Source organism: Bacteroides ndongoniae, from assembly GCF_900108345.1.
Classification (GTDB): domain Bacteria; phylum Bacteroidota; class Bacteroidia; order Bacteroidales; family Bacteroidaceae; genus Bacteroides; species Bacteroides ndongoniae.
In genome coordinates, this window is sequence record NZ_FNVV01000013.1 from 795,597 (window position 1) to 810,085 (window position 14,489).

Consider the following 14,489-nt stretch of genomic DNA (forward strand, 5'->3'; position numbering starts at 1 on the left):
GCAAAGTTCATGGGAAAACGACATACAGTGCCCACACCCCGCCCGAAAGGAACCTTGCAGGTCAAGATCCTTTCGGGCTATCTGCTGCTTACCCTGCTGGTAGGCGGCATCGTCTATGCCGTGTGGTACGAGAAACGGGTGTTCCAGCAAGCCGAACAGGAGGAACGGGCAATGCTCGGACAGCGGAAACTGACGAACGACGCCTTCAAGAGCCTTATCGCCCTGCTGCTTTACAGCGACGGCGCCCTGCTGTGGGACAAGGACGACCTGCGCTCCTACGAAGAGAAGGACCGCCGGATGTCGGAGATACTGAAAAGGTTAGGCGACGCCTATCCCGACTCCCTGCAACAGAGCCGCATCGACACGGTGCGGCTGCTGCTTGCCGAGAAAAAGACCCAGATTCTCCGTCTGGCGGAGACGCCCTCGACGGCCAGCCGCATGGACAGTCTGCTCAGCGAGCGGTTGCCCCCGCTGGAACAGTCCGCCTCGGTGCCGGACCGTGTGGTCAGCGCACCGGTACAGGAAAGCGAAAAGAAAAGCAAGAAAAGTTTCTGGAACTGGTTCAAGCCCAAGAAGAAAAAGGGAAAGGACGGAAATGAGGGGACGTATGGGGCGAGTACCGTGCGTGTCGTGCCGAACTCCCGTCATGTGCGTGACATGCGGCAGTTCCGTGATGACGTGTTCGCCGCCCTGCGGGAACAGAAGGAGATATACCGTGCCCTGTCTGACTCGCTGGAGCGTCGTAACCGGTTGCTGAACCGCCATATCAACCGTCTGGTAAACGATTTCGAGCGGGACGCCATGCTGCGCACGGAGGAACGCCTGCAACGGGTGTCCGCCCTGCGTGAGCAGGCTTTCGCCCTGATATGCGCCATCTCGTCGGCGGGACTGCTGTGCGCCCTGCTGCTTTACGTGTTCATTTACCGTGACATCCGCCGGAAATACCGTGACCGCCGTGAGTTGGAGGACTCACACCGCAAGGGGCATGAGATGCTGGAGATACGCAAGCGCATCATCGTGACCCTGTCGCACGACATCCGGGGTCCGCTGAACGCCATCAGCGGCAGCGCGGAGCTGGCGATGAACACGAGAGACCGGAAACGGCGCAATGCCTATTTAGAGAACATCCTCGACGCTTCCCGCCATATCATGCGCCTTGCCAACAGCCTGCTCGACCTGTCGCGCCTGAACGAGTCGAAGGAGACGCTGAACGAGGTGCCGTTCCGTCTCGGCGGTCTGCTGGACCGCATCGTGGAGGAATACACGCACACGGCCAACAGCAAGGGGCTGCTGCTCTCGGACGAGCGTTCCGACACGGACGTGACGGTCCGGGGCGATGCCGACCGCATCGAGCAGATCGCCGACAACCTGCTCTCGAACGCGGTGAAGTTCACCGAGGCGGGGAAGATCATCTTGGAGACCTGTTACGGGAACGGCTTTCTGCGGCTCAGGGTGTCGGACACGGGCATCGGCATGGACGGCGAGACCGCCCGGCGGATCTTCGCCCCCTTCGAGCGTGCCGCGCCGGAGACCAACGCGGAAGGGTTCGGACTCGGACTGTCCATCACACAGGGGCTGGTGCGTTTGCTGGGCGGTGAGATCAGCGTGGAGAGCCGTCCGGGGGCGGGCAGCACGTTCACGGTCACGCTGCCGCTGGCGGAAACGGACGAGGTTGTGGAAGAGCCGTCCGCCCCGCCCGGCACGGGCGGTCGTCTTCCCCAACGTGTCCTCGTGGTGGACGACGACCCCGTGCAACTGACGATAACGGGCGAGATACTGGAACGCAACGGCATCTGCTGCCGAACGTGCCGCACCGTCAAGGAGGTGGTACGGGAACTGCGCGGCGGGGAGTTCGACCTGCTGCTGACCGACATCCAGATGCCGGGCACAAACGGGTTCGACCTGTTACGGCTGCTGCGCCAGTCCCACATCGGGCAGTCCCGCAGCCTGCCGGTGGCTGCCATGACCGCACGGGGTGACACGGACGGTGAGAATTACCTGAAAGCCGGGTTCGCCGGGTACATACGCAAGCCGTTTTCCTCGCCGGAACTGCTGGTCTTCCTCTCCTCCGTCACATGGCGGACGGGCGAGCCCCAAGAAGACGCAGCTTCCACCGCCGATTTCGCCTCGCTGACCGCCGAGGTGAGCGACAAACGGAAACTGCTGGAGATGTTCATCGAGGAAAGCCGGCGCGACATCGCCGCCCTGCGAGAAGCGGCGGCATGTTCCAACCGGCTGGAACTGCGCGAGACCGTACACCGGATGTACCCCATGTGGGAACTGCTGCGCATCGAGAACGAATTAGACGCTTACCGCCGGACGCTCCACGACAGGGAAGGCGGTGACAGCAAGATAAATAAGGAAACGGAACGGCTTATCGGGCGTCTGGGCGCATTGATAACCGAGGCCGCCGCTGAAATAAAAAGAATGGAAGATGAAAAAGAAGATACTGATCGTTGAAGACAACATCGCCCTGTCACAGCGTCTGCGCGACCGTCTGGAACGGTGCGGGTATGCGGTGGAGACAGCCATCGACGAGCCTTCCGCCCGCAGGCTCATCCGCAAGTCGGGCTTTGACCTGGTTCTGGCTGACGTGCGCCTGCCCAAAGGCGACGGGCTGTCGCTGCTGGAGTGGCTGAACGGCGGGCACCGTCACGTGCCCTTTGTGGTAATGACGGGGTATGCGAACTACCCTGACGCGGTGCGTGCCGTGAAGTCGGGTGCGGACGATTATCTGCCCAAGCCCGTAGATCCGGAGCGTCTGCTCGATACCGTCCGTGAGCTGCTGCGTCCCTCGCTATCGCTGCCGCAAGGCGGAAAAACCCTGTTCCGGCTTGGCAGCCCTGCGGCACGTGAGGTAGAACGCATGGCCACACTGGTTGCCCCGGTGGAGGTGTCCGTGCTTATCCTCGGCGCCAACGGTACGGGCAAGGAGTCCGTCGCCCGCCGGATACACGAGGAGAGCGACCGCCGCCTGATGCCCTTTGTGGCGGTGAATTGCAGCGTCATCTCGAAAGAACTTGCCCCGTCGCTGCTGTTCGGGCACGCCAAAGGCTCGTTCACGGGTGCGGAGAAGGACACGGAAGGGTATTTCGGCATGGCCGAAGGCGGCACGCTGTTCCTCGACGAGATAGGCACGTTGGGGTATGAGGCGCAGTCCATGCTGCTGCGTGTGTTGCAGGAGGGTACTTACACGCCGGTGGGCGGCAACCGGGAACGGAGGGCTGACGTGCGCATCGTCGCCGCCACCAATGAGGATCTGGCGCAAGGCATCCGCGAGAGCCGCTTCCGGGAAGACCTGTACCACCGTCTCGCCGAGTTCGAGATACGTCTGCCCGCGCTGCGCGAGTGCCGTGCGGACATCCTGCCGCTGGCGGGTTTCTTCCGGGAGCGTTTCTCCTCCGAGCTGCGCAAGCCGACGGAGGGTTTCACGCCGGAGGCGGAGGAACGTCTGTTGTCCTACCCGTGGCCGGGGAACATCCGCGAGATGCAGAACCGTGTGCGCCGTGCCGTGCTGCTGGCGGAAAGCCCGCTGGTGGGTACGGAGGAACTGGACCTCCCCGACGGCGGCACGTCCTCCCTTACCGGCGGCATCCACCCGCACCCGAAGGGCGACGCGGAATGGAGGTCCTCGATAGAGAAGGCACTCGCCCTGTGCGGCGGACACCGGGGTCACGCCGCCGCGCTACTGCACGTCAGCGAGGCGACGCTGTACCGCAAGATGAAGAAGTACGGGGTGAAGTGAAATAAAAACGGCGTATCCTGCCCGAATTTCGGTCGGATTTCGTACATTTGTAACCGGTTTGGCTGTTCATGGCAATGGCCGGGCCAAAGACATAGAAGAATAACGGTGACGGACGGTGTCTGTTGCCGATATTATACATAAGTCGCAAGAGTTTCGGACAGAAATCTGGTACATTTCAAGAAACGGAAGCTGTTGCGTGAGGCTTATGCTATACCTTATAGCGTGAGCCCATGCACTTCTGTTTTCGGGCTTACCAGAGCCTCTGTCCGGAGTCGCGTGGGTTTCACGCTTTCGGCTTTTAATACGGAAAGAGGTATGGCAAAGATACAGGTAATCATGGCACTCACCCTCGACGGGTATCTTCCGCCGGCTGGCGGGCAATGGATGGAATGGTTCCGGCACGACCGGGAAGGCCTTCCGCTGTGGCTCAGCCGCTGCACGTTCACGCTTCCTCCCGGTTATCCGCTCATCGACCTGATGTGCGAACTGAAAAGCATGAGCGAGGGCTGCACCTATGTGGCCGAGGTGACAGACGCCGGTCAGGTGGAGCTGCTTCGCGGGCTGTTCCTCTACCGTATGGTGGACGAGCTGGTGGTCTATCTGCTGCCGCAGCTTTCCGGCGGGGGTCTCTCGCCGCTGGCAGACCTGCCCCGTGCCTCGGCATGGACGCTCCGCCAGAGCCGGAGTTTCGGCAACGGCATCTGCCGGCTGGTCTATCGGAAAAAGACGGAATGATTCTCTCAACGGTTCTGTCAGTCCTCTCAAATGAGAGGATTTTATTTTTCCGACTTTCCGAACTTAAAATTTTTATCTGCTTATCTATCAGTATATTACATTGTTTTTCACTTCGTGCGGGCATAACCGGCATACCATTTGGCTTATTCTTTACGGTACGGCAACCGACCGTCATCAACGAACTAAAAAGAATAACCGATATGGATTACCGAACATTGACCAGCGGCGGGCTGCTTCGCCTCGCCAAAGAGAAAGGGATGAGCCTCCCGGAGCAGGAAGCCGCCTATACCGAGTTTTCAGAACAGATATTCGCCGTCTATACGGGCGGCGGCAGCCCCCGCCACCTGCATTTCACGCTCGCCTTTGCGGAAGCGGAACTGTGTGCCGTCAGCCAATATGCCGGCGGGCGTGCCAGCCCCTGCGTGGAAAAGGCGCTGTCGCTGGTGCGCCACCTGCTCGACGGCGTGAAGACCCAAGTGCCGCCACTATCCTCCATCCCCTTCAAAGACGAAAAGAAAGACGACACTCCTGCCGATGCCCTGCTCATGCGGTGGACGGGCAACCTCTCCGACTTCGTGGAGATGGTGTATGGGCTGGACTCGCTGAAGTGCATCAACGGCGGCGAGACGGGCGTGACCGAGCTGCTGCTGGGCTTCGGCAAGCTGTTTGGCCTGAAGCTGAAGGACAAGCAATGCTACAACGCCTATGCCGACATCAAGCGGCGTAAGAGCGACAGCCGCACCTATTTCTTCGACAAGGCGGCGGAGAAGCTGAACCGGCGTATGCAGGAGGACGAGGAGCGGGAACGGATGCGGAAAAGATAAATCATTTCATTCATATATTTTCTTTTGAGACCGGGCAAGGGGGCGCGTGAGGCGTCTCCTTGCCTGTTTTTATACGCATCCGTGAAGAAAAGACTATTCCTTGCCTGTTTTCTCCATGAAAAAGATTACTTTTGTAACAATTATCCCCCTTAGATGGAAAAAGCTAAGGCTCGCCACCTTAAAAGGTGGCTCAATTTTATAAAGCATACAGAATGGAAACATATAAGAAACCGCCTTTGAGCTATACGGAACAAGTCGCCCTGTTGCAATCAAGGGGCATGTCTGTTTCGGACATACCACGGGCGGAGAGACTGCTCGCCAACATCAGCTATTACCGGCTCAGTGCCTATATGCTGCCTTATAAGAAAAAGGAGAACGGCACAATCATTGACAACTTCAAGGAAGGCACGACATGGGACATGGTGTATGACCTGTACGTATTCGACCGGAAATTGCGCCTGCTCGTGTTCGATGCCATTGAACGGCTGGAAATCGCCGTCCGGACACAAATCATTTACCAGTTAAGCCACAAATACGGTTCCCATTGGCAAGACAATCCCTCCATATTCAAAGCCCCGGAACGGCGTGTGCTGCGTGACGGTTCAATCGTGACATTCGATGTGTATGCCGAAATCCAGAAACATATCAGCGACCAATTGCACAGCAACCGTGCGGAGGTATTCATCCAGCACTACCGGAACAAATATGACAATCCGGTCAATCCTCCTTCGTGGATGAGTGTGGAAATCATGTATTTCAACCATCTGTCCCGTATCTGTACGGGATTGAAGAATAGAGCGGACATCAACGGTATAGCCGGTTATTTCGGATTGCCTCCCAAGACATTCTGCTCATGGTTGCATACCATGAACTACGTGCGTAACCTGTGCGCCCACCATGCAAGGCTTTGGAACAGGGATATGAGCATCGTTCCTGAAAAACTGCATTTTTCCAAAAATTTGGTATGGATAAGCAATCCGGATACGGTACAGCGTGGCAAGGCATATTATTTTTTCTGTATGTTGGGGTATCTCTTACAAACAGCCAATCCTACTTCCTCGTTCAAAGACAGGCTAAAAGCGTTGGTCAATGAATACAAAAGCGTAGCTCCACTTTCCGCAATGGGCTTTGCCGAGGGTTGGGAAAACGAAAAAATCTGGAAATAGTCATATTTCCGGCTTCATACGCTTGTCGTTCAAGAAAAAATGCCTACCTTTGCATCACAAGATTAACAAGGCAGTTATAAACTAAAAGATAATAAGCCTCCCAGGCGAGCCGCAAGGCAGCATACTTGGGGGGCGTTCTTCATTTATAGCGGCATATTTTCCCAAACACGATGGCGAAAAAGAAAAAGCGGAAACATGGTATAAAGCCAGACTTGCCGATAATCATTGATTACGGCGGCGACTTGGTGTCCGTCTATGACCCGGTATCCGTCATGCCATACAGCGAACCGCCCGTTACAGAAAGGACACGCTACAAGAAACTGAACGCGGAACAAAAGGCGGCTTTCAAGTCAATGTTTGTGTCTGCCGTTACCTCCTATTGGAATGAGAACCGGCTGATACCTTTCGGGGAGGATATGGCAGACATCCGGAAATGGATGTTGGAAGCCTTCGCCGAAGAATACGGCATCTTGATGAAGGAAGACAGCGAGTTGAAAAACTATCTGATGACCCTTGTCATTTCCCCCCTCAACAAGCTGCTCAAAGCGGAAAAGAAGATACAAGAAAAGGAAAATCCGTAACCCGGTCGTGAATTGAACCGAGCTACGGATTTTCTCTTTTCGCCTATGGCGTACCTATTTGTTCTGCAACAGGTGTTGCAGTTCGGGGTCGGACTGGATGCGCTGCAATTCGTCGGCGACAATCTGCCGCACCTCCGCACGGATGCGGTTGTAGTTCTCCTGAATCATCTCTTTCATGCGGTCGTTGCCGTCGGCATCGGTGAAGTCCGTGATGACGGGGATAGGCTTGTAAGCCTGCTCCTCGCGTTTCACCTTCTCGGCATCCACCACTATCTCACAATGAAAAATCTTCTGCTCGATGCGCTCGTTGAAGTTGTCCGCCACCGCCCCGACGAACATGCCCTGCGTTAGCGTGGAAATCTTGCTCGCCGGGATAAGGCTCTCCATCTGCGTGTTGATGGAGGTGGACTTGTCCTCGCGGTTGATGGTGATGCTCTGCCGCTTCTGCAAGATTTTGCCGAAACGCTCCGAAAGGGTCTTGGCGGTTTCGCCCACCACCTGACCGGAGAAGATGTTGCCCACCGTGTTCATCACTACGGCGGCTTCCTTGTCGCCGTAGTCGCGCTTCAACTGTGAGAAGTCCTGAAAGCCGAGGCAGACCGCCACCTTGTTGCTTCGGGCAGTGGCAATAAGGTTGTCCAGCCCCTTGAAGTAAATGGTAGGCAGCTCGTCTATGATTACCGCCGACTTCAGCTTGCCCTTCTTGTTGATGAGCTTCACGATGCGTGAATTGTACAAGCCCAATGCCGCACCGTAGATGTTCTGACGGTCGGGGTTGTTGCCGACACAGAGTATCTTCGGCTCGTCGGGATTGTTGATGTCGAGGGTAAACTCGCTGTCGGACATGACCCAATAGAGCTGCGGGGAAATCATACGGGATAGCGGTATCTTCGCCGACGCTATCTGTCCGGCAAGCTGTTCCATCGCGCCGCCCTGCCATGCGTCCATGAACGGGGAAAGGTAGTTCTCCAGTTCGGGATAGCTGGTGAGAATAGGAAACACGTCCTCGTAACGGCGGTTCAAGAGTTCAATGGCATGGGGAAAGGTGCAATACTTGCCGTCCTTGTAGATGCGCAAAAACCATATCACAGCGGCAAACAGGATAATCGGTGACTCCACAAAGAAGTCGCCCTGTTTTTGCACCCAAGTTTTGTTCAAATTGAGCATTATCGTGTAGGCACTCTCGTAGGCATCGGTAATGTCTTCCATGAAATCGGGGTGAATGGGATTACAGCGGTGCGAGCGGCGCGGGTCGTCAAAGTTTATCACGTAGAATTTCGGCTTGACCTTGTAACAATCGCCATGATTCAGCAGATGGTTATAGGCGATAGTCGAAAGGTCGCTGAATTTGAAATCATAGATATACATTGAATAACCTTTCTCAATCTGTTGCTTGATAAAACTGTTTACCACGGCATACGACTTGCCGCTGCCCGGCGTGCCCAACACGATGGACGCACGGAACGGGTTTACCACGTTGATGTACCCGTCGTTCCACTTCTTCCTGTAATAGAAGCGTGTGGGCAGGTTCACCGAATACTCGTTCTCGATGAGCCGCGTTTCCTGCTGGAAACTCTCGTTCTCCACGTTGAACACGTCTTCCATGAGGTTGGTGCGCAGAAGGCGGCTCATCCATGTGCCGGACATCAGCAGGCAGACATAGCCCGCCGCAACGGTGGCGGTGTACAATGCCGCGTTTGCTTCTACGGGCAACGGCAGGGACAATATCCACCAGTTCAGAAAGAACAGCACCAGCCCTGCGGCAAGCACCGTCCAAATCCTTGCCCACGTGATTTTTTCCTCCTTGACCCCCTTCGTGCCCAGACACGAGAGTGCCAGCAGCACCAACGCAAAGAGTTTCGTATAAAGGATGGAGCGGAACAGCCCTGCGGTGCGGTCGAAATTCATCAGTACCCTGTCCACCACGCCGATGTCGATGCCCCACAGCCTTACGGCTTCGTAACAATACCAATAGAGGTGGATGACCACCATTAAAATGCTTACGGCACGCAGAAAATCCATGATTTTCGCCAATGCCCTCAAATCGTCTTCCTGTTGTGACATAAATCTGTTTCTTTTTTAAGTTGATGAAAAAATGGATTACAGCCCCAAACCCTTGCGGCGTTTCTTCCGCCTGCGTTTGAGGTCACGCTCGAAGGCGGCTTCCTGAGCCTGTGCGCCCGATGCATCGCCACCGAGCAGCCCCAAGCCGGTGGAGTGCCCCTCGTCGTGTTCCTCATAGGAACGGATGTCTGCCTGTGGCGTGTCCTCCGTGAAAGTGAACGGTATCGGCGGAGTGCCGGCATACGGCAGGGTGAAATGCTCCTGCAAGGCGTTGGCGGAAAACTCCCTGCCCAAGCGCGAGCCGTTCAGCACGCAGCCCGTGCGGTGGTCGATGAAGGTCGCCCCGTAGATGCGCCCCTCGTCCGTGTGGCGGAACACCACATCCACGCCTTTTGCATGAAGCAGGTCGATGAACTCCTCCTTGCGGTATGTCCGGGCGAGCGCGGCGGCGACGGTCTTGCGTGTCATATCCGCCAGACGCTTGTCGCGGATCTGCCCTTTGGAAAATTCAAACCTGCGCCGCACGGCTTCATAGCCGACGGACTTCCCGATACGGGATGCCTTGAAAGGATTGCCCACCTTGTTCCCGGCATCGTCGGTGGCGGCATAGACCAGCCCGTGATACTCGCGCCCGTCCACGTTGCCACGGGCTTCCTCCACCGTAATGTTGTAGAGGGAGAGCAGGGCGCGGTATTCGCCCATCGTCTGGAACTTGTAGGTCGCCATGACCGCCTTGGCGGTGTTCGCCACCTGACGCTTCACGTCGCCTTGCGAAGCATCCACTTTCCGCAAGGGGTTGTCATGGCGGTGCTGCCTGCGGTCTGCGGGGTGCAGACCGTACTTGCGTTCCAGTTCGGTGGTGATGCGCTTGCTGCGGCGGTGGATGAAGTCCTTGTTCAGCCGCCTGCCCCGCTCGTCCACATTGACGGAAACGATGTGCAGGTGGTGGCGGTTGATGTCCTCGTGCTTGAAGATAAGAAAGGGCTGGTCGCCGTAGCCCAGCTTTTCCAGATACTCCCGTGCAAGCTGTTCCATCTCCATGTCCGTCAGGCGGTCGTCGGGATGCGGATTGAGGGAGATGTGGATGACCTTGTTCCGTGTACGCACGTTCTCCGGCATATAGCGCCGGAAGTCCCCCACGGCACGGGCGATGTCCACCCGTCCGCTGCCGTCGTCGAAGACCTTGTTCACGGCGAGGAGCTTGCCCTCGCCCTCGTTCACCTTCAGTCCGTTGTAGGCGAGTGCGCCGTACAGCGACGTGCCTACATTGATTTTTGCGACCATCTTCCCTCAAACTCTTTGGACAGTTCCATGACTTGGCGCATCAATGCCGCCAGTTCCTTCGTGCATTGCTCCAGCCGGTAGAGCAATGCCATCGCCTTTTTCTCGGAGAAATGGCAACGCAGTTCCTTGACCGTTTGGTTGTAGTTGTTGCCGATGGCACGGTACTGCGCATGAAAGGCGGAGAGCTTCGTGCAGTAGTCGAGCAGAGCCTTGTCCGTGACCAATACCCGGAAGGGCTGCCCGAAGAAGTGCGCCTTCAGGAACACCGCCTTCGCGTACACGCCGGACTTCTCGTACATGGCGAGGAACCTGAGCCATTCCCCGTCGTCAAAACGCACCATCACGCAGTGCGACTTGCGGCTTTCTTTCGGGTGCCGCCCCCACTTGGGGCTTGCAGCCCCGTTCTTGTTCTCGTTCATATTACAATGGATTTAGTGGTGTCACGGCCTAAGCGCAGCTTCCGGCAACCGCACCGCAGGTAGGAAAAACAGGCTTCCCGACTTCGGAGAGGAAGCCCCTCCCCGCAAGGGGCAAGGTCGTTTCGGGAGTAACCCGAAACCCTTTGAGTTACTCAAAGGACACCTTGCTGTGTCTTAGAGGACACAAAAATCCGTAGCAGACGGATTGGGGTAAACCTGTCATTCCCGACTTGACTGGGTATCGGTCGCCCGATACCCTCCGGCTGCCCAAAAGAAGGACGGAGCCGGGGCCTGCGGTACGCGCCGGGAGCATTGCCCTGCCGCTTGGGTGCAAAGGTAGGGGGTAAATCCGGGTCGGAAAGGGGCTGAGGAACGCCACAGGCTACCACATCGGCGCCAAATGCTGCCACGCAAGGGCAAAGGGACATAAGTTCGGCGAAAGTCCCTTTCCTTTGCGGTCGGAATGGCCGGCACGCCTTCCTGCCGTCGGGCTGGCATCCTTGCCCTTCCGCCTGCATCCCTGCCTGCCCTTGTGCCTGCCTGCCGGCACGGGGGCATACAGGCAAGAACGCAACGGGACGGTCGGGATTAAAAGATGTGCAAACGGAGGAAGCGACAGGGAAAGCGGCGGCAAAGGCGGGCGAACAACGCCACAAGCTGCCACATCGGAGCCAAATGCTGCCACGCACCGGCGGAGTGATACAACCTTGGCGAAAGTCCCTTTCCTTTGCAGTCGGAATGGCCGGCACGCCTTCCTGCCGTCGGGCTGGCATCCTTGCCCTCCCGCCTGCCTTCCTGCCTGCCCCCGTGCCTGCCTGCCGGCAGAAAGGCACAAGGGCAGGACAGGATGCCGGACTGCCAGCCTGTTTGCACGGGCGGCTGCCTGCCAGACCATGAGCTGATGTTTAACGATAAATAAAAAAGAAAGCATGAAAAAAGAACCTTTGTTCATCGCCTTCTCCACCCAGAAGGGAGGGGCCGGCAAAACGACACTCACCGTGCTGATGGCGAGTTACCTGTATTACGTGAAGGGGTATGACGTGGCGGTCGTGGACTGCGACTATCCCCAGTTCAGCATCAAGGACATGCGCGAGCGTGACCTGAAGAACATCGAACGCAACCCGTACCTGCGCAAGCTGGCATACGACCAGTTCAAGCGCATTGGCAAACGTGCCTACCCGATCGTGGGCAGCCGACCCGACAATGCGATAGAAACGGTCAAGCCCTTCATTGAGTCGGCGACACCGCCCGATTTCATCTTCTTCGACCTGACGGGCACGGTGAACAACCTCGGACTGATCAAGACAGTAGCGACAATGGATTACATCTTCTGCCCGATAGCCGCCGACCGTTTCATCATGGAAAGCTCGCTGAAATATGCAAGCATCATCAACGACACGTTGATCACCACCGGCAAGTCGAACATCAAGGGCATCCGCCTCTTGTGGAACATGGTGGACAAGCGCGAGAAGACCGACCTGTACGACATCTACGACAAGGTGATAGTCGGGATGGGGCTTGAAGTGCTGAACACCAGCCTGCCCGACAGCAAGCGTTTCCGCAAGGAAGGCTCGGAGGAAGGCGACCGCCCGTTTTTCCGCTCCACATTGCTGCCGCCGGACAAGGCGCTGGCAAAAGGGAGCGGCATCGACGCCCTTGCGGAAGAAATACTCGGCATCGTAAAGCGTTGAACCGATGGCGAAGAAACTCGATGTCGATATTGACCCCGGCAAGTTCCTGGACTCGTTCCGTCCGGAGATGCCCGCGCCCGCCGCCCCGGAAGAGGCCGTGACGGAAGGAAATGCCCCGGAGAAAGCGGCAAGCGCGGCGGAGAAGCCGCAGGCAAAGACGAGAAAGGAAGAGGCGAAGAAAGAAGAGGCCTATCTGGAACGCTTCCTATACGCTCCGAGAGTTCCCGTGTGTTCGGGCAAGACCGCTTACATCCGCAAGAGTTACCATGAACGGATACAGCGCATCGTGCAAGTCATCGGGAAAAACGGGCTTACGCTGTCGGTCTATGTGGACCGCGTGCTGGAGCAACACTTCCGCGAGTACGAGGAAGTGATCCGCCGGTTATACCGGAAAAATTACGAGGACATTTATTGATTATTCACCCTTAAAAACGAAAACAAGATGGGATTTTTTAATGCGAGAACAAAGAAAAAGGGGAATGGCTGCCCGGAGGCGGACACTCCCCAAGTGAAGAACCCGGAAGCGGCGGATGTGGTCATCCACATCGTGGACGACGCCCGGACGGAAAAGGCTGCCGGCTTCCTCCGCTACCTGAAGCCCCGGCAGGGGACACACCGCCAGTGCATTTACCTCAGCCGCGAGATGCACGGGAAACTCTCCCGTATCGTGCGGACATTGGGCGTGAACGGCAGTACCATCGGCGGGTATATCGAGAACGTGCTGGAGGAACACCTCCGGACCTACGGGGACGACATCAATGCCCTGATACGCCGTGAATCCTCTCAACCGCTTTAATCATGGCCGAGCTGTTGATTGTGCTGATGATGGCCTTCAACCTGTGGATGGTCATCTACCTGACTTGGGAACGCCGGGAAGACAACAAGGCGGAAGACGGCAAGGGGAAGGATTGCGAAATGAAAGGAATGCCCGACGATATTGTGGGGAAAAGCCGGTTCCGAATGGCGGAAAGGAAGCCACAAGCTGCCACAATGAAGCCAAATGCTGCCACGGATGCCCAAAGTGAAGATGTGGACGAAAAGGACGTTACCTTTGCCGACGAAACACCGGAACGCCATCCTCGCCAAGTGCCCGACGGGGAACTGGACGAGGTGTTTGCAGACAGCCGCGTGTCGGACATGGCAGAATATGACGAGGACGAGGAATATGACGGTGAACCCCATGAGGCGGGAGGATTGACCTTCGAGGACATCGACCTTGCCATGCGGACGGTAAAGAAACCGGTAGTCACAAGGGAGGAACGCCGCCATGCCGGGATGGTGTTCTGCGACATGAAGGGCAACGAGCTGTTCGCGATGATAGAAAAGAGTTCGGAAGCGACCCGCAGGAAACTGAACGAACTGATGGACTTCTATATGGACAGCGTTTCCGCCGCCATACGGAAGGAACCGACCCCGACGGCGGTACGGACTACAGTCCCCAACGTGCCGGACAATATTGAGGATTTCAATATCCGTGATTTTGTATAACAAGTAAAACGAAACAATGATGCGAAAAAAGAAAATCGACTACGGCTAAACTTCGGCTTGCCACCGAACCACTAAATCCACAAGCCGGCTTCATCCAAAGCCGCAAGAAGTAAAAACAAGTATCAACCGCCAAAGGGACTATCCAACCCGGAGGCACAAAAAAAGAAACGATTATGACAAAGACATTGAAGAAAAAACAAATCATTCTCGCAGCCCTTCTGCTGGCTGCAAACATCTCAGCGTCCGCACAAGGCAACGGCATGGCGGGCATCAATGAGGCTACCAACCTTGTGACCAGCTATTTTGACCCCGGCACGAAACTCATCTACGCCATCGGAGCGGTCGTCGGGCTTATCGGGGGCATCAAGGTATATGGCAAGTTCTCATCGGGCGACCCCGACACCTCGAAGACCGCCGCGAGCTGGTTCGGGGCGTGCATCTTCCTGATTGTGAGCGCGACGATTCTCCGTTCGTTCTTCCTTTAATAAACGG

15 protein-coding genes are annotated in these 14,489 nt (G+C 56.8%); 11 read left to right on the forward strand and 4 right to left on the reverse strand.

Annotation, left to right across the window (positions count from 1 at the left end):
- Window positions 1-9 precede the first annotated feature (9 nt).
- The 6 genes from BQ5591_RS07695 (at window position 10) to BQ5591_RS07720 (ending at window position 7,051) form a co-directional block, all read left to right on the forward strand.
- Entirely contained in the window at window positions 10-2,460 is a 2,451-nt protein-coding gene (locus tag BQ5591_RS07695) for an ATP-binding response regulator (RefSeq protein WP_083380901.1), read from the forward strand.
- Window positions 2,435-3,745 carry a sigma-54-dependent transcriptional regulator gene (locus BQ5591_RS07700; protein ID WP_071148912.1) on the forward strand — a complete coding sequence of 437 codons (1,311 nt, stop codon included), beginning with the start codon at window positions 2,435-2,437 and terminating at the stop codon, window positions 3,743-3,745. The genes BQ5591_RS07695 and BQ5591_RS07700 overlap by 26 nt, the downstream gene beginning before the upstream one ends.
- Window positions 3,746-4,021: 276 nt before the next feature.
- Entirely contained in the window at window positions 4,022-4,480 is a 459-nt protein-coding gene (locus BQ5591_RS07705; RefSeq protein ID WP_159434442.1) for a bifunctional DNA primase/polymerase, read from the forward strand.
- Entirely contained in the window at window positions 4,477-5,304 is an 828-nt protein-coding gene (locus BQ5591_RS07710) for an RteC domain-containing protein (protein WP_235817057.1), read from the forward strand. Before BQ5591_RS07705 ends, BQ5591_RS07710 begins: the two co-directional genes overlap by 4 nt.
- 212 nt (window positions 5,305-5,516) lie before the next feature.
- Complete coding sequence (locus BQ5591_RS07715; RefSeq protein WP_071148915.1) at window positions 5,517-6,470, forward strand: Abi family protein; 954 nt, start codon at window positions 5,517-5,519, stop codon at window positions 6,468-6,470.
- A gap of 170 nt (window positions 6,471-6,640) precedes the next feature.
- Window positions 6,641-7,051, forward strand: a complete 411-nt coding sequence (locus BQ5591_RS07720; RefSeq protein WP_071148916.1) for a hypothetical protein — start codon at window positions 6,641-6,643, stop codon at window positions 7,049-7,051.
- Window positions 7,052-7,105: 54 nt separating this feature from the next.
- Here the strand turns inward: BQ5591_RS07720 and mobC are convergent, their stop codons facing one another.
- The 4 genes from mobC to BQ5591_RS07740 all read right to left on the reverse strand — a co-directional run bounded on the left by mobC (window position 7,106) and on the right by BQ5591_RS07740 (window position 11,713).
- On the reverse strand, window positions 7,106-9,115 hold the full coding sequence (mobC, locus tag BQ5591_RS07725) for a conjugal transfer protein MobC (protein ID WP_071148917.1): 2,010 nt from the start codon (window positions 9,113-9,115) through the stop codon (window positions 7,106-7,108).
- 36 nt (window positions 9,116-9,151) lie between these two features.
- Window positions 9,152-10,399 carry a conjugal transfer protein MobB gene (mobB, locus tag BQ5591_RS07730; protein WP_071148918.1) on the reverse strand — a complete coding sequence of 416 codons (1,248 nt, stop codon included), beginning with the start codon at window positions 10,397-10,399 and terminating at the stop codon, window positions 9,152-9,154.
- Window positions 10,378-10,818 (reverse strand): conjugal transfer protein MobA, encoded by a 441-nt coding sequence (gene mobA, locus BQ5591_RS07735; protein WP_071148919.1) that lies wholly within the window; start codon window positions 10,816-10,818, stop codon window positions 10,378-10,380. Before mobA ends, mobB begins: the two co-directional genes overlap by 22 nt.
- Before the next feature lie 382 nt (window positions 10,819-11,200).
- Complete coding sequence (locus tag BQ5591_RS07740) at window positions 11,201-11,713, reverse strand: hypothetical protein (protein ID WP_235817058.1); 513 nt, start codon at window positions 11,711-11,713, stop codon at window positions 11,201-11,203.
- A 34-nt stretch (window positions 11,714-11,747) separates the two neighbouring features.
- Between BQ5591_RS07740 and BQ5591_RS07745 the strand changes: the two genes are divergently transcribed.
- From BQ5591_RS07745 to BQ5591_RS07765, 5 genes are all read left to right on the forward strand, one after another.
- On the forward strand, window positions 11,748-12,509 hold the full coding sequence (locus tag BQ5591_RS07745) for a ParA family protein (protein WP_071148920.1): 762 nt from the start codon (window positions 11,748-11,750) through the stop codon (window positions 12,507-12,509).
- Window positions 12,510-12,513: 4 nt separating this feature from the next.
- Complete coding sequence (locus tag BQ5591_RS07750; RefSeq protein WP_071148921.1) at window positions 12,514-12,924, forward strand: DUF3408 domain-containing protein; 411 nt, start codon at window positions 12,514-12,516, stop codon at window positions 12,922-12,924.
- A gap of 27 nt (window positions 12,925-12,951) precedes the next feature.
- Entirely contained in the window at window positions 12,952-13,305 is a 354-nt protein-coding gene (locus BQ5591_RS07755) for a DUF3408 domain-containing protein (protein WP_071148922.1), read from the forward strand.
- 2 nt (window positions 13,306-13,307) lie between these two features.
- Complete coding sequence (locus tag BQ5591_RS07760; RefSeq protein WP_071148923.1) at window positions 13,308-13,997, forward strand: conjugal transfer protein TraD; 690 nt, start codon at window positions 13,308-13,310, stop codon at window positions 13,995-13,997.
- A 173-nt stretch (window positions 13,998-14,170) separates the two neighbouring features.
- Window positions 14,171-14,482 carry a DUF4134 domain-containing protein gene (locus BQ5591_RS07765; RefSeq protein WP_055220740.1) on the forward strand — a complete coding sequence of 104 codons (312 nt, stop codon included), beginning with the start codon at window positions 14,171-14,173 and terminating at the stop codon, window positions 14,480-14,482.
- Window positions 14,483-14,489 lie beyond the last annotated feature (7 nt).